We start from the raw sequence: 17591 nt of genomic DNA, 5'->3' as shown, positions 1-17591 counted from the left end.
TCGATTGATCTGGTTGTGTGAACATGGCGATACCCTGGCCCAATGGCACATGTCCCCGCCTCCGAGAGACGCCCCCAACTGATCCAGGCCGCCATCGACCTGATGGCCCGCGAGGGAATCGCCGCCGGCAGCACCCGGGCGATCGCGGCCGAGCTGGGCGTGGCACAGGCGACGGTGCACTACACCTTCGGCACCAAGAAGGACCTCTACCGGGCCGTCGTCGAAGAGCTGACCGCCGAGTTCATCAACCAGGTCCGCGCCGCCTCACCGGGCGACGGGTCCTTCGGCGAGCAGGTCCGGACGATGGTCTACGCGCTCTGGGAGAGCGCCGTCACCGAGGGCGGGCGGTGCGCGCTGATCACCGAGTTCACGGCACTGTCGCTGCGCGACCCCGACCTGCAGGAGATCATGCGGGCGGTCCAGTACGAGATCGAGAGCACCGCCGCCGAACTGCTCACCGCGCTCGCCGACGCGCACGGCCAGACCCTGGCGGTCCCCGCCGACGAGATCGCGGTCCTCTTCCTGGTCGGCTTCAACGGCCTCACCGACCGCTACATGGTGCTGCGCCGGGCCGGCGAACGGCCCGACGCCGTGGCACTGCACACGCTCGACCTGCTGATCGCCACCACCATCGGACTCTGCCTGGGGGAGCCGGCCCGCCTCCCCTGACGGACAGCCCGCCCCCACCCCGGACCCCGCGCGGGGTGCGGGGCCCGGCCGGCGACCGGCCTCAGGCCACCAGCCGGACCGGCAGCTCGGCCAGCACCTCGCGCAGCGAGGCCGCGAACCGGTCGTACTCGGCACTGCGCGCCGACCCCGGCCGGGTGGCGAGCCCGATCCGGCGCCCCGGCGCCGGGGCCGCGAAGCGGACGGCGGCCAGCCGGTCGGTGCGGCCCGCCTCGACGTCCAGCGCGGTGGCGGGCAGCAGGGTCACCCCGAGGCCGCCGGCGACCAGCTGGACCAGGGTGGAGAGACCGGCGGCCCGGGTGGTGGCACCGGCCGGGTCGGCACCGACCTCGCGGCAGATGTCGAGGGCCTGGTCACGCAGGCAGTGCCCCTCCTCCAGCAGGAGCACGTCCAGGTCGAGCAGCACGTCGCGCGGCACGTCGACCCGGCCGGCCAGCTCGTGGTCGGCCGGCGTGACCAGGACGAAGTCCTCGTCGAACAGCGGGACGTCCCGGGTGGGCGCGGTCCCGCCGGCCGGCAGCGCCAGCAGCAGCACGTCCAGCCGCCCCGCGGCCAGCCCCTCCAGCAGCGAGGGCGTCCGCTCCTCGTGGACGTGCAGCTCCAGCTCCGGGTAGCGGTCGCGGACCAGCCGCAGCACCAGCGGGAGCAGGTACGGCGCGACGGTCGGGATGACGCCCAGGTGCAGCGGGCCGGTGAACGGGCGGCGGGCGGCCTCCACCTCCTCGGTCAGGGCCTGCAGGGAGGCGAGCACTCGGCGTGAGTGTTCGAGCACGCGCTCCCCCAATGGGGTGATAATCACCTTCCGCGTCGTACGCTCGACCAGCTGCGCGCCCAGCGACTCCTCCAGTGCCGCGACCGCGCCGGAGAGTGCCGGCTGGCTCGTCCCGGTGGCCGCCGCGGCCTCCCGGAAGTGCCGGTGCTCCGCCACCGCGACGAAGGCCCTGAGCTGGGCGACCGTGGGTGCGCGGGGGCTGCGGACTGTGGCACTCGCCACAGCGCCCTCGGGTTTGCGGGCGGGGACCCTGCGCCCAGTGGGGCGGGAGGGGTGCTTGGGGGTATTGATAACTCTCTCCGATCAGACACATCGAGTGTAGCTATTTCCCTGATCAGTCCACGATGTGGAATGGTGGAGACCGTTCCGCAAACCGGACAAACCCCCCTCAGTCTCACTTCAGGAGAAGCGAACGTGCTCACGATCGGTGACAAGTTCCCCGAGTTCGAACTCAACGCCTGCGTCGACCTGGACGCCGCGAACGCCTTCGCCGAGATCAACCACAAGTCCTACGAGGGCAAGTGGAAGATCGTCTTCTTCTGGCCGATGGACTTCACCTTCGTCTGCCCGACCGAGATCGCCGCGTTCGGCAAGCTGAACGACGAGTTCGCCGACCGCGACGCCCAGATCCTCGGCGTCTCCGGCGACTCCGAGTTCGTGCACCACGCCTGGCGCAAGGACCACAAGGACCTCCGCGACCTGCCCTTCCCGATGCTGGCCGACATCAAGCACGACCTGATGCGCGCCTGCGGCGTCGAGGCCGCGGACGGCACCGCACAGCGCGCCGTCTTCATCGTGGACCCGAACAACGAGATCCAGTTCGTCATGGTGACCGCCGGCTCCGTCGGCCGTAACCCCAAGGAGGTCCTGCGGGTGCTGGACGCCCTGCAGACCGACGAGCTGTGCCCGTGCAACTGGAACAAGGGCGAGGACACCCTCGACGCCCAGGCCCTGCTGGCGGGCTGACCCATGGCCCTCGACGACCTGAAGTCCGCACTCCCGGACTACGCCAAGGACCTCAAGCTCAACCTGGGCTCGGTGATCGGCAACTCCGACCTCCCCGCCCAGCAGCTCTGGGGCACCGTGCTCTCCTGCGCGATGGCCACCCGCAGCGGCGCCGTCCTGCGCGCGCTGGAGCCCGAGGCCAAGGCCAACCTCTCCCCGGAGGCGTACAACGCCGCCAAGGGTGCGGCCGCGATCATGGGGATGAACAACGTCTACTACCGGACGCTGCACCTGCTCTCCGACAAGGAGTACAGCAGCATGCGGGCCGGTCTGCGGATGAACATCATCGGCACCCCGGGCGTCGAGAAGGTCGACTTCGAGCTCTGGTGCTTCGCGGTCTCCGCGATCAACGGCTGCGGCCAGTGCCTCGACTCCCACGAGGGCGTCCTGCGCAAGGCCGGCGTCGACCGCGAGGTCATCCAGGCCTCGATGAAGATCGCCTCCGTCCTCCAGGCCGTCGCCGGCGTCCTCGACTCCGAGGCCGCCCTCGCGACCGTCGACGCCTGACCCCCCAGCACCACCCCGAACGGGCCCCCGGCCGGACGTCACGTCCGGCCGGGGGCCCGTTCGTGTGCCGGGGGCGGGGTGGTCAGGGTGTCGGTGGGGCCGGGGTGCGGGTGGCGGCTTCGCGGGCGGCCTCCAGGGCGGTGAAGACCGCCTGGCCCGCCTCGTTGCGGCGGCGCAGGTGGGTCACCACGGTGTTGGTGACCGCGATCAGCGGGACGGCGACGATCGCGCCGCCGATGCCGCCGATGATGGAGCCGGCGGCCACCCCGAGGACCACGCCGAGCGGGTGGACGCGGACCGCCCGGCCGAGGATGAGCGGCTGGAGGATGTGCCCCTCCAACTGCTGGACGGCGACCAGCACCACCAGCACCATCAGCGCGGTCCACGGCGTCGTGGTGACCAGCGCGATCAGGACCGCGACGGTCCCGGTGACCAGCGCGCCCACCAGCGGGACGAAGGCGCCCAGGAAGATGATCACCGCGAGCGGCAGTGCCATCGGCACCCCGAGCAGCTGGATGCCGATGCCGATGCAGACCGCGTCGATGAAGGCCACGCAGACGGTGCCGCGGACGTAGGCGGTGAGCGTCGCCCAGGCCTTCGGCCCGGCGCCGGCCATCGCGTAGCGCGAGTGCCGGGGCAGGCCGCGCAGCGCCCAGTTCCAGATCCGCTCGCCGTCGTAGAGGAAGAAGAAGGTCGTGAAGAACGCCAGCAGCACGGCGGTCAGCACTTCGACGGCGATCTGCGCGCCGGTCAGGCTGGCCGAGGTGATCTGCTCGGTGTTGGTGCTGATCGCCTTGGTGATCTGGTTGGCGAAGTCGGTGATCTGCTGCTCGGTCAGGTGCAGCGGCCCGGTGATCAGCCAGTCCCTGAGCTGGTCGACACCGGCCTTCACCTTGCTGGTGACGGTCTCCAGGTTGGTGGTCACCTGCCAGACCACGAACCAGCCGACCAGGCCGATTCCGGCCAGGCCGCTCATGAACACCCCGCCGGCGGCCAGTGAGCGCGGGACGCCGTGCCGGCGCAGCCACGAGACGGTGGGCTCCAGCAGCGCGGAGATCAGCAGCGAGGCGAGCACCGCGAAGGCGACCAGCCGCAGCATGTCGACGATGTAGAAGACGACGTACAGCGCGGCGCCGAGCAGCAGCAGCCGCCAGGTGGACTCGGCGGCCACCCGCAGGCTCCACGGCACGGCCTCGGCGGGGGTGGCGGGCCGTCCGAAGTGGCCGTGGGCCGCTCCCGGTGCGACCGGCGGGGCCGGGACGGCGGAGGCGGGGACCGGTGCGGCGACCGCGGCGGCCACCGGTGCGGTGGTGGCGGGCGCCGTCTCCTCGCGCGGTGCGGGCAGCACGGCGGGCAGTGCGGCGGAGTCCGGCACCGGCGCGGCCGGGAGCGGGGGTTCGTGGAAGTCGGCCGCCATCGCGGCCCGCCGGCGCCGCTCGATCACGGCGGCCGCACTCGCCACCACGGCCATGCCCTTGGCCACGGCCTTGAAGGCCTTTCCGCCCCGCGCCATGCTCGTTACCACTTCTCCCCGCCGGACCCGCCGTGTCCGGCGGGACGCCGTGGGTCCCGCCACGGCCGTCAGGGATGACGCTACCCGTCCGGGGGGCGTCGAGTCCGCCGGGCGGCCGGGTTCTTCGTACCCGACTGCGGAGAACGGCCCCGCGCCGGGTGGACGATTCCGGGGCGAACCCGCACCATCCGGGTGGTTTCAGGCGTCGGGCAGGGGGGAGGAGTCGGGCGGGACAGGAGCCAACTGTCGGCGGACCGGCCGGTGCGGAGGGCTACCAGGACCCCTCTCCGCGCCCCGCGTCCGCACCCAGGACCGCACCGCCCGTGGGCGCACTGGTCAGCGCAGCCCGGGCGGCGCGGCCCGCCCGCAGCGGGAAGCAGCACGGCCCCCGGTCGCGCGAGCAGCGCGGCCGGGGGCCGTGGTGAAGCCGGTGGGCCTAGTACCAGTGGTGCGACTGCCAGAACGACCAGGCGCCGCAGGGGCTGCCGTAGCGGCTGTTCATGTAGCTGAGGCCCCACTTGATCTGGGTGGCCGGGTTGGTGCGCCAGTCGGCGCCCGCCGAGGCCATCTTCGAGCCGGGCAGCGCCTGGACCAGGCCGTACGCGCCGGAGCTCTTGTTGGTGGCGGTGTAGTTCCAGCCGGACTCGCGCTTCACGATCTGGCTGAAGCACTGGAACTGGGCGTCGTTGCCGACGATCTGCTGGGCGAGCTCCTGGACGGAGCCGGGGCTGACCGAGACGGGCGGAGCCGCGGTGTCGGTGGCGGCCATCGCCGAACGCGCCTTGGAGCGGTTGGCGGCGGCCTCGTCGGCCTTCCGCTTCTCCTCGGCGGCCTTGGCTGCCTTCTCCGCGTCGGCCTTGGCCTGCGCCTCCTTGGCCTGAGCCTCGGCCTTGGCCTGGGCGTCGGCCTTCGCCTGGGCGTCCGCGGCGGCCTGCTGGCGCGCGGCCTCCTCGGCGGCCTTCTGCTCGGCGGCGGCCTTGGCGGCGGCGTCGGCTGCGGCCTGCTGGGCGGATGCCTGCGTGCCGATGTTGTCGCTGATGGTCTGCGCCTGGGCGCCAGAGGGGACTTCGGCAAGAAGGGTCGCGCCGGCGACGTCGACCGTCTGCGTCGTCTTGCCCTCGCTGCCCGACGCCATGCCCACGACGGCACCTACGGCGGTGACGGCGGTGGCGGAGGCGACAGCAACTCCCCGGACCGAGATCCGAGTCACATGGATTCCTTCCAGCATCGCCCACGCGTGACCGTACGGGCGCAACATGCCCCTTGGCGCTGCCCTCCGTAGGTGCTGGTCACGGGAGGTACTGACCCGGCGTCCGGTCACCGTGAGGCGATCGGGCGTTGAGATCGGGCGGCGTACGGCTCGCGGTGTTCAATTGTGCGTCTACCGACCGGAGTTGGTGGACCGTCCGGGCCGGACTTCCGGGTGTCCGGAAGCCCTGCCATGCCGTACGCGGGGCCTGACAGAACCCTCACCATGCCGCAAGGGGCACTGTCGACGCAATTCCCTGTTGCGTGGCGGATGTCACATTCACCGTGCCGGAGTTCGCCGGACAGAAAGCACTCGATGTGATGAAAGGGACGGGGCCCGCTCCGTCAGAAGCGGGCCCCGTCCCGGGAATTGACCCTTTTGTCCTGCTATGACCGGATCGCCCCGGTCGGGGGCCACCGACCGGCCAGGCCTACCGGGGATCGCCCCGGTCAGGGGTGGACGTCCTCCAGCATCTCCGTCACCAGCGCCGCGATCGGCGAACGCTCCGACCGGGTCAGCGTGATGTGGGCGAAGAGCGGATGGCCCTTCAGCTTCTCCACCACCGCCACCACCCCGTCGTACCGGCCGACCCGCAGGTTGTCCCGCTGCGCCACGTCGTGGGTGAGCACCACCCGCGAGCCCTGGCCGATCCGGGACAGCACCGTCAGCAGGACGTTGCGCTCCAGCGACTGCGCCTCGTCCACGATCACGAAGGCGTCGTGCAGGGAACGCCCCCGGATGTGGGTCAGCGGCAGGACCTCCAGCATGCCCCGGGAGATGACCTCCTCGATGACGTCCGGGGTGGTGACCGCCGAGAGGGTGTCGAAGACGGCCTGGGCCCAGGGGCTCATCTTCTCCGTCTCGCTGCCCGGCAGGTAGCCGAGCTCCTGGCCGCCGACCGCGTAGAGCGGCCGGAAGACCATCACCTTGCGGTGCTGCTGCCGCTCCAGCACGGCCTCCAGGCCGGCGCACAGCGCCAGCGCGGACTTGCCGGTACCGGCCCGGCCGCCCATCGAGACGATGCCGACCTCCGGGTCCAGCAGCAGGTCCAGCGCGACGCGCTGCTCGGCGCTGCGCCCGCGCAGCCCGAACGCCTCGCGCTCCCCGCGCACCAGCCGGACCCGGCCGTCGCCGGTGACCCGGCCGAGCGCGCGGCCGCGCTCCGAGGTGAGCACCAGTCCGGTGTGCACCGGCAGGTCGACGGCCCCCTCGATGTGCACCGCGGCGTCGTGGCCGGCCGAGAACAGCGCGTCCACGTCGTCGGCCGGGACGTGCAGCTCGGACATGCCGGTCCAGCCGGAGGTGATCGCCAGCTCGGCCCGGTACTCCTCGGCGAGCAGGCCCACCGAGCTCGCCTTGATCCGCAGCGGGAGGTCCTTGGAGACGACGGTGACGTCGTACCCCTCGGCCTGCAGGTTGCGGGCCACCGCCAGGATCCGGGTGTCCGCCTCGCCGCCCCCGACCCGGTAGCCGGCCGGCAGTATCGACAGGTCGGAGTGGTTGAGCTCGACCCGGATGGTGCCGCCGAGCTCCCCGACCGGGATCGGCTCGTCGAGACGGCCGAAGCGGATGCGGTAGTCGTCGAGCAGCCGCAGCGCCTGGCGGGCGAAGTAGCCCAGCTCCGGGTGGTGCCGCTTGGCTTCCAGCTCGGTGACCACGACCACCGGGAGGACGACCTCGTGCTCCTCGAAGCGGGTCATGGCGAGAGGGTCCGCCAGGAGCACGCTGGTGTCGAGAACGTACGTGCGCCGGTCTGGTGTCCGGCGGCTCTTGGAACTGACCACTAGGCCTCCAGGGCGGATGACCCTGCGTCATCCGCGGCAAGCCGGCCCCCGCTGCCCCGGTGGCCTCGGGGCCGGTCTGCTCGGAGTATTCCCAGGCGGGGGGCGGTGCATTCGCGTCCCCGGCGAACTGACGGATCATTGCCGGTGAACGTTTGGCCTCGCCCCGCCGCCGGGTAGATCAAACTCCTACGGCGGTCGCCCGCCGCCCCGGCCCGGAGACCTAGGGCCGGAGCCGGGCACGGGCCGGGACCGGGGCGGGCACGAACAGGGCCGGGCACGAACAGGGCCCGGCACGAGCCGACGCGAACCGGGCAGGAGCCGGGTCAGAGCCCCATCCGCCGGTGCCGCTCCTCGTACGCGCGCAGCGCCCGCAGGAAGTCGACCTTCCGGAACGCCGGCCAGTACGCCTCGCAGAAGTAGAACTCGCTGTGCGCGCTCTGCCAGAGCAGGAAGCCCGAGAGCCGCTGCTCGCCCGAGGTGCGGATGACGAGGTCCGGGTCGGGCTGGCCCCTGGTGTAGAGGTGCTCGGCGATGTGCTCGACGTCGAGGATCTCGGCCAGTTCCTCGATCGAGGTGCCGCGGCCGGCGTGCTCCTGGAGCAGCGAGCGGACGGCGTCGGCGATCTCGTGCCGGCCGCCGTAGCCGACGGCCACGTTGACGGTGATCCCGTCGATCCCGGCGGTCTCCTCGGCGGCCTTCTTGAGGACGTCGGCGGTGTGCAGGGGCAGCAGGTCCAGCGCGCCGACCGGGTTGACCCGCCAGCGGCGGGCGGCGGCCAGGTTGGTGACGGCGTCCTCGATGATCCCGAGCAGCGGGACCAGTTCGCCGACCGGGCGGGAGAGGTTGTCGGTGGAGAGCATCCACAGGGTGACGACCTTGACGTGGGTCTCGTCGCACCAGCCGAGGAACTCGCTGATCTTGTCGGCGCCGCGCTGGTGGCCGTAGGCGGTGGAGCCGCCGGTCGCCTTGGCCCAGCGGCGGTTGCCGTCGAGGATCACGCCGATGTGGTGCGGGGTGCGGGCGAGGTGCACCTCGACCCGGCGGCCGTACAGGCCGTACATCCCGTCCAGCAGGGTGCGCAGACCCGGCGTGCGTTCGACGACATCGCGCAGACCCATGGTTTTCGGCCCCTCCGTGCTCACTTCACCGGGTGCTTCACAGCCCCCGGCGCAGCCTACTCCGGCGCCGTGCCGCCAGGGAAAGCCGCAGGTCGCAGGAGGGTCACGGTCCGGTGGGGAGTCGGTTGCGACGGGTGTGGCGCGGATGGCCGGAAGGCGCCCGCGCGAACCCCCGGTGTCCGCCGGGGCCCCGGATACGGAACGGTCTCCGATTCCTTAAGGAATCCGTAAGCCGACGGTTCAATGCTTGACGACCGCCAATGGTCTAGTCCAGCTTTTGACCCAAGGCGGAACGAACACCCGGACCGCCCCCACTCAAGGCAGTACTGCGGACCTCCCCTCCCCCACACGCGGCCGCCGCGCCCCCCACCGCGGCGGCCGCTCCTCCCCCACAGGAGCGCACCTCCATGGCCCGTACGCTGAACCAGCCCGCGCACAAGCGTCGGCGCAGCCCCCTCCCGGCCCTCGCCGCCGGAGCCACCGCCCTCGCGCTGGCCGGCACCGGTCTCGCCCTCTTCGCCGGGGGTGCCAACGCGGCCGCCGGGAACCTCGTCGCCAACGGCGGTTTCGACTCCGGCTCGCTGAGCGGCTGGACCTGTACCGGCGCCGCCGGCGTCGTCTCCACCCCGGTCCACTCCGGCACCGGCGCGCTGCAGGCCACCCCGGGCGCCGCGGACACCGCCGAGTGCACCCAGACCGTCAGCGTGCTGCCCAACACCAGCTACACCCTCAGCGCGTGGGTCCAGGGCCCGTACGTCTACCTCGGCGCACGCGGCACCGGCGGCACCGACCCGAGCTCCTGGTCCAACCAGAACAGCTGGAACCAGCTCTCCAGCACCTTCACCACCGGCGCCAACGCCACCAGCCTCACCCTCTACCTGCACGGCTGGTACGGCCAGAGCGCCTACCTCGCCGACGACGTCGTGCTGAGCGGCCCGGGCGGCACCACCACCCCGACCCCGACCGCCACCCCGACCGTCACCCCCACGCCGACCGCCACGGCCACGCCGACCACGACGGCCTCCCCCACGGCCACCGCGACGCCGACCCCCACCGCGACGCCGACGGCCACCCCCACCCAGACGGCCACCCCGACCCCCACCGCGACCAGCACCGGCAACCCCAACACCGGCCTGCCGAAGCACGTCGTCACCGGCTACTGGCACAACTTCGACAACAAGGGCAACAACCTCCAGAAGCTGAGCGACGTCCAGAGCGCGTACGACATCATCGCGGTGTCCTTCGCCGACTCCGTCGCCAACCGCCCCGGCGCCATCACCTTCAAGCTGGACGCCGAGCTCTCCGCCGGCCTCGGCGGCTACACCGACGCCCAGTTCCGCGCCGACGTGAAGGCCAAGCAGGCCGCCGGCAAGAAGGTCATCATCTCCATCGGCGGCCAGAACGGCGCCATCCACGTCAACGACGCGGCCGCCGCGAGCGCCTTCGTCGAGACCGCCTACGCGGTGATCAAGGACTACGGCTTCGACGGCCTCGACGTCGACCTGGAGAACGGGCTCAACCCGACCCACCTGGGCAACGCGCTGCACGCGCTGCAGGCCAAGATCGGTCCGAGCTTCATCCTGACCATGGCCCCGGAGACCATCGGGATGTACTCCACCGCCGGTTCCTACTTCCAGCTGGCGCTGAACACCAAGGACATCCTGACCGTCGTCAACACCCAGTTCTACAACTCGGGCGGCATGAACGGCTGCGACGGCAAGGTCTACAACCAGGGCACCATCGACTTCATCACCGCCCAGGTCTGCACCCACATCCAGGGCGGCCTGCGGCCCGACCAGGTCGGCATCGGCGTCCCCGCCTCCTCCAAGGCGGCGGGCGGCGGCTACGTCTCGCCGAGCGTCGTGAACAACGCGCTGGACTGCCTGGCCACCGGCAAGAACTGCGGCAGCTTCGTCCCGCCGGCCAAGTGGCCGACCATCCGCGGCGCGATGACCTGGTCCACCAACTGGGACTCCGTGAACGGCAACGCGTTCTCCAACGCGGTCGGCCCGTTCGTCCACCAGATGCCGTAATCCCCCACGGCGCGCCGCTCCTTGAGGGTGGAGCCCGCGCGCCGGCGCCGGGCCCGCCGTACCTGACCGGTACGGCGGGCCCGTCCGCCGTTTCCGGCCGACCGCACGGCCCGTCCCGGTTCCGGCCCCTCCCGCCCCGGCCCGGCCCGCCTCACGCGCCCGACGCTACGGCTGGGCCAGCACCGCCAGCAGCGTGCCGAGCAGCAGGAACGGGCCCATCGGGACCTCCAGGCCCCGCACCGGGCGGCGGCGCACCAGGGCCGCCACCAGCACCCCGACCGACCAGAGCCCGGCGAGCAGCACGACGGCGAACAACCCGGTCAGCGCCGCGGACCAGCCGTACCGCCCGAGCAGCGCCCCGAGACCGAGCGCCAGCACGCTGTCCCCGGGGCCCATCAGCCCCAGCCAGAAGGGCAGTTCGAACAGCGCGCCGGCCGCCAGTGCCACCAGCAGGCAGCGCAGGAGCACGCCCGGGCGGCCGTCCGCCAGCTCCAGCACCGTCAGCAGCACCGCCAGGCCCGCCGCCAGCGTCAGGCTCAGCGGGTACGGCAGCCGGTGCACCCGGGCGTCGGTGAAGCCGAGCACCACCCCGACGCCGGCCGCCCAGAGCAGCAGCAGCGCGTCGGCCGGGTGGCCGGCCGCCAGCGCACCGGCGGCCGCGGCGGCGGTGACCGCCTCCACCTGCCAGGCGCCCGGCCCCAGCCTGGTCCGGCAGCCCGGACAGCGCCCGGTCGGCGGCAGTCCGCGCAGCTCCCGCGCGCAGGACGGGCAGGCGGTGCACCACGGCTCGCCCTCGGGCACCGCGTACCGGACCACCAGGCCGCGCACCGCGGGTGCCGCCAGCACCCCGGCCAGCACCGCCCCGATCAAGCTCGCGATCACGGTGTCCCCTCCTCTCTCCCCGGCGACGGTACGATCCGGCGCCCCGGTCCGGAACCGCCCGGACGCCGTCCGCGTCCGACTCTGGCGGTGCCCCGTCGTCCCGGGCGCCGCACCGACCACATCATCCACGGGGGAGACACACCTTGACGAAGCATCGGACCACCCTGCGCGCGGCCGTCCCGATCGCGGCCCTGGCGCTGGCGCTGACGGCCTGCGGGCCGGAGAACGACGACCCGGCCGTCGCCGCCCCGACCGCCGCCGGCACCGCGGCGGGCGCCCCCACGACCGCCCCGGCGGGAGCCCCGACGGCCGCTCCGACGGGAGCCCCGACCGCGGCGGCCCCCACCGGCGGCGCGGCGGGCGGTGCCGGCGGCACCGGCGGCACCGCGACCGCCAACCCCGTCCCCTCGGCCGCCACCAGCGGCAACCCGATCGGCGGGGCGAGCGGCGGTGGCAAGAACGGCTTCGACAGCCCGCTGCCGCTGACCGCCACCGGCAGTTACCTCGGCAAGACCAAGGCCGACGTGACCCCGGTGTCGGTGGTCAAGGGCACCGCCGCCGAGGTCGCGCCGTTCAACTTCAAGCCCGCCGACCTGGCCGGCAGGACGCCGTACTACGTGACCGTCTCGTTCACCAACAGGACGGGCGCCCCGCTGACCGACGAGTACTTCATGATGCGCTTCAAGGTGCACACCGACGCCAAGGCCTCCGGCATCCTGGCCGCCCCGACCGTCATGAAGTCCATCCCGGCCTGCGACGCCGGCAAGAAGCCCGGCACGCTGGCCGACGGCCAGAGCCAGCAGCAGTGTGCCGTCTATCTCGTGCCCAATGACACACCGCCGCAGTTCCTCGCCTTCGGCAGCGTTCTGGACACCCAGCCACTGATCTGGAAGGCGAGCTGAGGTCTCCGCCTCCCGATCGAAGGAGTAGCGGAGCAGTAGCGTCCGGGCGGTCCGGCGGGTGTCCCACGACACGCGCCGGACCGCCCGGTTCTGCCCCTAAAGTAGGCAGGCATGCAGGTCATCCAGTCCAGCAAGCTCGCCAACGTCTGCTACGACATCCGCGGCCCGGTGCTCGACGAGGCGATGCGGCTGGAGGAGCAGGGCCACCGCATCCTCAAGCTCAACACCGGCAACCCCGCGCTGTTCGGCTTCGACGCGCCCCCGGAGATCCTCCAGGACATCCTGCGCAACCTCTCGTCCGCGCACGGCTACGGCGACTCCAAGGGGCTGCTCTCGGCCCGCCGCGCCGTGGTGATGCACTACGAGGAGCGCGGCCTGCACGGCCTCGGCGTCGAGGACGTCTTCCTCGGCAACGGCGTCTCCGAACTGATCCAGCTCGCCATGACCGCGCTGCTGGACGACGGCGACGAGGTGCTCGTCCCCGCCCCGGACTACCCGCTCTGGACGGCCTCCGTCTCGTTGGCCGGCGGCACCGCCGTCCACTACCGCTGCGACGAGCAGTCCGAGTGGTACCCGGACCTCGCCGACATCGAGTCCAAGGTCACCGACCGGACCAGGGCGCTGGTCGTGATCAACCCCAACAACCCGACCGGCGCGGTCTACCCGCGCGAGGTGCTGGAGGGGCTCGCGGAGATCGCCCGCCGCCACCAGCTGGTGATCTACGCGGACGAGATCTACGACAAGATCCTCTACGACGACGCCGAGCACGTCCCGCTGGCCACGCTGGCCCCCGACCTGTTCTGCGTCACCTTCAACGGCATGTCCAAGTCCTACCGGGTGGCGGGCTTCCGCTCCGGCTGGATGGTGCTCTCCGGGGACCGGCACCGCGCCCGCAGCTACGTCGAGGGCCTGACCGTGCTCGCCTCGATGCGGCTCTGCGCCAACATGCCGGCCCAGCACGCGGTGGCCGCGGCGCTCGGCGGCCGGCAGTCGATCAAGGACCTGGTGCTGCCCGGCGGCCGGCTGCTGGAGTCCCGGGACGCCGCGTACCGGCTGCTCAACGAGATCCCCGGGGTCAGCTGCGTCAAGCCGAAGGGGGCGCTCTACGCCTTCCCCCGGCTGGACCCGAAGGTCTTCAAGATCAAGGACGACGCCCAGATGGTGCTCGACCTGCTGCGCGCCGAACGGATCCTGCTGGTCCAGGGCACCGGCTTCAACTGGCCCGAGCCGGACCACTTCCGGCTGGTCACCCTGCCGCGCCCGGAGGAGATCACCGACGCGGTCACCCGGATCGGCAGCTTCCTGAGCGGCTACGCGCAGCCCTGACGGGGCCCGCCCGGAGGGGCCTCCGGGGGAAAAGTGCTACGGCCGGAGTCCCGGTCCGGACGATCTCCTTGGTCGGGGAAAGATCGTCCGGCGGGGCTCCGGCCGTCCGGTCGCTCGGTCGGTGCGCGATTCGTGCCACGCACCCACCACTACTCGCCGCGCTGAGGCTCAGGCTCAGCCGAGGCGGGCGACCAGGTCTCGGTACTCATCCCACAGCTCGGTGGGGGTGTGGTCGCCGAACAGCTCCAGGTGGGCCGGGACGAGCGCGGCCTCCTGGCGCCAGATGTCGGCGTCGACGGTGAAGAGCAGGTCGAGGTCCTCCTTCGACAGCTCCAGGCCGGCGAGGTCGAAGGACTCGACGGTCGGCAGCACGCCGATCGCCGTCTCGACGCCGTCGCCGGTGCCCTCCAGGCGCTCGACGATCCACTTGAGCACGCGGCTGTTCTCGCCGTAGCCGGGCCAGACGAACTTGCCCTCGCCGTTCTTGCGGAACCAGTTCACGTAGTAGATCTTCGGCAGCTTCGCGGCGTCCGCCTGGGCGCCGACCTTCAGCCAGTGGGCGAAGTAGTCGCCCATGTTGTAGCCGCAGAAGGGCAGCATCGCGAACGGGTCGCGGCGCAGCTCGCCGACGGTGCCCTCGGCGGCGGCGGTCTTCTCGGAGGCGATGTTGGCGCCCAGGAAGACGCCGTGCTGCCAGCCGAAGGACTCCGTCACCAGCGGGACGGCGGTGGCGCGGCGGCCGCCGAACAGGATGGCCGAGATCGGCACACCCGCCGGGTCCTCCCACTCGGGGGCGATGGTCGGGCACTGCGCGGCCGGGACCGCGAAGCGGGCGTTCGGGTGGGCGGCCGGGGTGCCGGACTCCGGCGTCCAGTCGTTGCCGCGCCAGTCGGTGAGGTGGGCCGGCGCCTCGTCGGTCAGGCCCTCCCACCAGACGTCACCGTCGTCGGTCAGCGCGACGTTGGTGAAGACGGTGTTGCCCCACAGCGTGTCGATCGCGTTGGCGTTGGTGTCGACACCGGTGCCGGGCGCGACGCCGAAGAAGCCCGCCTCGGGGTTGATGGCGTACAGGCGGCCGTCGGCGCCGAAGCGCATCCAGGCGATGTCGTCGCCGATCGTCTCGACCTTCCAGCCCGGGATGGTGGGCTGGAGCATGGCGAGGTTGGTCTTGCCGCAGGCCGACGGGAAGGCGGCCGCGACGTACTTGACCTCGGACTCGCCCGTCGGGCCGGCCGGCGGGGTGAGCTTCAGGATGAGCATGTGCTCGGCCAGCCAGCCCTCGTCGCGGGCCATGGTCGAGGCGATGCGCAGCGCGTAGCACTTCTTGCCGAGCAGGGCGTTGCCGCCGTAGCCGGAGCCGAAGGACCAGATCTCCCGGCTCTCCGGGAAGTGCGAGATGAACTTGGTGCTGCTGCACGGCCACGGGACGTCCGCCTGTCCCTCGGCCAGCGGGGCCCCGACGGTGTGCACGGCCTTGACGAAGTCGCCGTCCTCGCCGAGCTGGTCCAGCACGGCCCGGCCCATGCGGGTCATCACGCGCATCGAGACCGCGACGTAGGCGGAGTCGGTGATCTCGACGCCGTACGCGGCGAGCGGGGAGCCGACCGGGCCCATCGAGAAGGGCACGACGTACATCGTGCGGCCCTTCATCGAGCCGCGGAACAGGCCGTCCGTGCCCTGGAAGATCTCCCGCATCTCGGCGGGGGCCTTCCAGTTGTTGGTCGGGCCCGCGTCCTTCTCCTGCTCGGAACAGATGTAGGTGCGGTCCTCCACGCGCGCCACGTCCGTGGGGTCCGAGGCGGCGTAGTAGGAGTTGGGGCGCTTCTCCTCGTTGAGCTTCCTGAAGGTGCCCTGGGCGACCAGCAGGTCCGCGAGGCGCTGGTACTCCTCGTCCGACCCGTCGCACCATTCGACGCGGTCCGGCTGGGTGATCTCCGCGATCTCGCTCACCCAGGCCAGCAGACGCTGGTGGCGGGTGGGCGCGGCGCTGAGAGCAGCCGAGTTCTCGTTCGACACGATCGCTCCGTTTCACGCCATCCCGGCGGGGAGATGGCGTAGCGGGGTTTGAGGGTGCTTGCAGCGTAGCTCCGGCCTCAAGACCCGAATACGGCGCCTCGGCGAAATTGACGCATCTTTTACTACTTTTAGGATAATTACTTACTGGTAGCGGGCCATCTTCGGCACGTCCGGGGCTCCCTCGCCCCGACCCGGAACACTCCAAAACGTCCAAGAGTGATGGCCGCCACTTCCTACGAGTCGGTAACCTACGGATCCGTAGGTAGCGGGTAGCATGCCGGACATGACTGCTGAGCTCCTGCAGAGCACGGAGTGTGTCGAGCCCAAGCCGAAGTGGCGCGGCTGGCTGCACGCCGGAATGTTCCCCGCCGCGCTGGCCGCCGGGATCGTGCTGATCTGCCTGGCCGACTCGGGGCCCGCCAGGATCGCCTGCGCGATCTACTCGGTCAGCGCCTGGCTGCTCTTCGGGGTGAGCGCGGTGTACCACCGCTTCACCTGGGGCCCGCGCGGCGACGCGGTCCTGCGCCGGCTGGACCACGCGAACATCTTCCTGATCATCGCGGGCACCTACACCCCGTTCACCATCCTGCTGCTGGACGGCGCCGACCGGCAGCTGCTGCTCTGGGCGGTCTGGGGCGGTGCGCTGGCCGGGATCGCGTTCCGGGTGTTCTGGGTCGGCGCGCCGCGCTGGCTCTACACGCCGGTGTACCTCGCGCTGGGCTGGGCCGCCGCGTTCTTCCTGCCCGACTTCCTGCGCACCGGCGGGGTCGCCGTCCTGGTCCTGATGATCGTCGGCGGCGTGCTCTACAGCGTCGGCGGCGTGGTGTACGGGCTCAAGCGGCCCGACCCGTCACCGCGCTGGTTCGGCTTCCACGAGGTGTTCCACGCCTTCACCCTCGGGGCCTTCATCACGCAGTACGTCGGGATCTCACTGGTGGCCTACAGCGCGGCCGGCTGAACCCGGCGCCCCGTGACGGGCGGTCGACCGGTCCCCGGACCGGGCGGCCGCCCGTTCGGCCGTCCACTCGCGGGCCGGGCGGTCGTGCGGCGCCGCGGACTCGTGACCACCCCGGGACTCGTGACCACCCCGGGACTCGTGACCACCCCGGGAGTCGTGACCGCCGTGCGGCTCGCGGCCGCCCCGGGAGTCGTGGCCGCCGTGCGGGTCCTGCGCCGACGGGCGCCCGTGACCGTGGGCGTCGTGCGGCGCCTGGTGCCCGTGCGCCGACCGGTGGTGGCCGACCGACCGGTCGTACGACCGGTGCTCGCGGGCCGGGCGGGCGGGAGGCGCGGACTCGCGCCCCTGGACCGGCAGGGACCGCCGGGCCCGCTCGGCCTGCCGCGCGTCGATCGCCTCGCGGGCCCGGCGGCAGCGCTCGCAGTGCGCGGCGTCCGGAATGCCGCCCGCCGGCCGGTGGCCGCGCGCGGGTTGCCGCCGCTCCGGCCGCGGCACCTGGTGCAGCAGCTGCCAGCGCCAGCCGACGTAGACCATCAGCAACAGCACTTCGACCCCGGCGACCAGCAGCACCAGTCCGGCGCCGTCGATCAGGTAGGCCGCGACCACCGCCAGCGCCGAGGCCACCACCACTACGGCACCCCAGACCTGGGCGCCCGACTTCCGATCAGCCATTCTCGGCTTCCCCTTCCTGCGCCGGGCTCGTGGTCGGCTCCTGCCGCCCCACCCCTTCTCCGCTCTCGGCACGCACCGGCCCGCACTGACCGACCGCCACATCGTATCTACCGTCAGTCACCCGAAACCGCCCGAAAGCGGCGAACGACAGATCAACGTTGCGTCAA

General features: G+C 72.0%; 15 protein-coding genes. 7 read left to right on the top strand and 8 right to left on the bottom strand.

Annotation, left to right across the window (positions count from 1 at the left end; genetic code table 11):
- Positions 1–42: 42 nt before the first annotated feature.
- Positions 43–669 carry a TetR/AcrR family transcriptional regulator gene (locus tag AC067J_RS12395; protein ID WP_478298287.1) on the top strand — a complete coding sequence of 209 codons (627 nt, stop codon included), beginning with the start codon at positions 43–45 and terminating at the stop codon, positions 667–669.
- 61 nt (positions 670–730) lie between these two features.
- On the opposite strand, the gene AC067J_RS12390 is transcribed toward AC067J_RS12395, so the two are convergent.
- Entirely contained in the window at positions 731–1681 is a 951-nt protein-coding gene (locus AC067J_RS12390) for a LysR substrate-binding domain-containing protein (protein ID WP_478298286.1), read from the bottom strand.
- Between the two features lie 192 nt (positions 1682–1873).
- Here AC067J_RS12390 and AC067J_RS12385 point away from each other — a divergent pair, with 192 nt between their 5' ends.
- Together AC067J_RS12385 and AC067J_RS12380 are read left to right on the top strand one after the other, a co-directional pair.
- Positions 1874–2425 carry a peroxiredoxin gene (locus tag AC067J_RS12385; RefSeq protein WP_478298284.1) on the top strand — a complete coding sequence of 184 codons (552 nt, stop codon included), beginning with the start codon at positions 1874–1876 and terminating at the stop codon, positions 2423–2425.
- 3 nt (positions 2426–2428) lie between these two features.
- Entirely contained in the window at positions 2429–2971 is a 543-nt protein-coding gene (locus AC067J_RS12380; protein WP_478298282.1) for an alkyl hydroperoxide reductase, read from the top strand.
- Positions 2972–3053: 82 nt separating this feature from the next.
- Here AC067J_RS12380 and AC067J_RS12375 read toward each other — a convergent pair whose 3' ends face one another.
- From AC067J_RS12375 to AC067J_RS12360, 4 genes are all read right to left on the bottom strand, one after another.
- Positions 3054–4484, bottom strand: a complete 1431-nt coding sequence (locus tag AC067J_RS12375; protein WP_478298280.1) for an AI-2E family transporter — start codon at positions 4482–4484, stop codon at positions 3054–3056.
- A 436-nt stretch (positions 4485–4920) separates the two neighbouring features.
- Positions 4921–5694 (bottom strand): aggregation-promoting factor C-terminal-like domain-containing protein, encoded by a 774-nt coding sequence (locus AC067J_RS12370; protein WP_478298278.1) that lies wholly within the window; start codon positions 5692–5694, stop codon positions 4921–4923.
- A 488-nt stretch (positions 5695–6182) separates the two neighbouring features.
- On the bottom strand, positions 6183–7517 hold the full coding sequence (locus AC067J_RS12365; protein WP_478298276.1) for a PhoH family protein: 1335 nt from the start codon (positions 7515–7517) through the stop codon (positions 6183–6185).
- Between the two features lie 323 nt (positions 7518–7840).
- Positions 7841–8635, bottom strand: coding sequence for an isoprenyl transferase (locus tag AC067J_RS12360; protein WP_478298274.1), 795 nt, complete (start codon positions 8633–8635; stop codon positions 7841–7843).
- A 407-nt stretch (positions 8636–9042) separates the two neighbouring features.
- Here AC067J_RS12360 and AC067J_RS12355 point away from each other — a divergent pair, with 407 nt between their 5' ends.
- Complete coding sequence (locus AC067J_RS12355) at positions 9043–10668, top strand: chitinase (protein WP_478298272.1); 1626 nt, start codon at positions 9043–9045, stop codon at positions 10666–10668.
- Positions 10669–10833: 165 nt separating this feature from the next.
- On the opposite strand, the gene AC067J_RS12350 is transcribed toward AC067J_RS12355, so the two are convergent.
- Positions 10834–11550, bottom strand: a complete 717-nt coding sequence (locus tag AC067J_RS12350) for a prepilin peptidase (protein WP_478298270.1) — start codon at positions 11548–11550, stop codon at positions 10834–10836.
- A gap of 143 nt (positions 11551–11693) precedes the next feature.
- Here AC067J_RS12350 and AC067J_RS12345 point away from each other — a divergent pair, with 143 nt between their 5' ends.
- Both AC067J_RS12345 and AC067J_RS12340 read left to right on the top strand, forming a co-directional pair.
- Positions 11694–12452, top strand: a complete 759-nt coding sequence (locus AC067J_RS12345; RefSeq protein ID WP_478298268.1) for a hypothetical protein — start codon at positions 11694–11696, stop codon at positions 12450–12452.
- A gap of 111 nt (positions 12453–12563) precedes the next feature.
- Positions 12564–13778 (top strand): pyridoxal phosphate-dependent aminotransferase, encoded by a 1215-nt coding sequence (locus AC067J_RS12340; RefSeq protein WP_478298266.1) that lies wholly within the window; start codon positions 12564–12566, stop codon positions 13776–13778.
- A gap of 174 nt (positions 13779–13952) precedes the next feature.
- Here AC067J_RS12340 and AC067J_RS12335 read toward each other — a convergent pair whose 3' ends face one another.
- Positions 13953–15794, bottom strand: coding sequence for a phosphoenolpyruvate carboxykinase (GTP) (locus AC067J_RS12335; protein ID WP_478298264.1), 1842 nt, complete (start codon positions 15792–15794; stop codon positions 13953–13955).
- A 274-nt stretch (positions 15795–16068) separates the two neighbouring features.
- Here AC067J_RS12335 and trhA point away from each other — a divergent pair, with 274 nt between their 5' ends.
- Positions 16069–16752, top strand: coding sequence for a PAQR family membrane homeostasis protein TrhA (trhA, locus tag AC067J_RS12330; RefSeq protein WP_478298263.1), 684 nt, complete (start codon positions 16069–16071; stop codon positions 16750–16752).
- On the opposite strand, the gene AC067J_RS12325 is transcribed toward trhA, so the two are convergent.
- Positions 16723–17424: a hypothetical protein gene (locus AC067J_RS12325; RefSeq protein WP_478298261.1), complete on the bottom strand. Its 702-nt coding sequence runs from the start codon at positions 17422–17424 to the stop codon at positions 16723–16725. The genes trhA and AC067J_RS12325 overlap by 30 nt on opposite strands.
- Positions 17425–17591 lie beyond the last annotated feature (167 nt).

The organism is Kitasatospora sp. NPDC042419, assembly GCF_056437345.1.
This window is presented reverse-complemented; position numbering and strand designations above follow the sequence as displayed.

What these genes read in the sequence shown, in the direction of transcription:
- AC067J_RS12395 (WP_478298287.1), top strand. Translation starts at nt 43, where the DNA reads ATGGCACATGTCCCCGCCTCCGAGAGACGCCCCCAACTGATCCAGGCC.
- AC067J_RS12380 (WP_478298282.1), top strand. Translation starts at nt 2,429, where the DNA reads ATGGCCCTCGACGACCTGAAGTCCGCACTCCCGGACTACGCCAAGGAC.
- AC067J_RS12375 (WP_478298280.1), bottom strand. Translation starts at nt 4,484, where the DNA reads ATGGCGCGGGGCGGAAAGGCCTTCAAGGCCGTGGCCAAGGGCATGGCC.
- AC067J_RS12360 (WP_478298274.1), bottom strand. Translation starts at nt 8,635, where the DNA reads ATGGGTCTGCGCGATGTCGTCGAACGCACGCCGGGTCTGCGCACCCTG.
- AC067J_RS12355 (WP_478298272.1), top strand. Translation starts at nt 9,043, where the DNA reads ATGGCCCGTACGCTGAACCAGCCCGCGCACAAGCGTCGGCGCAGCCCC.
- AC067J_RS12340 (WP_478298266.1), top strand. Translation starts at nt 12,564, where the DNA reads ATGCAGGTCATCCAGTCCAGCAAGCTCGCCAACGTCTGCTACGACATC.
- trhA (WP_478298263.1), top strand. Translation starts at nt 16,069, where the DNA reads ATGCCGGACATGACTGCTGAGCTCCTGCAGAGCACGGAGTGTGTCGAG.
- AC067J_RS12325 (WP_478298261.1), bottom strand. Translation starts at nt 17,424, where the DNA reads ATGGCTGATCGGAAGTCGGGCGCCCAGGTCTGGGGTGCCGTAGTGGTG.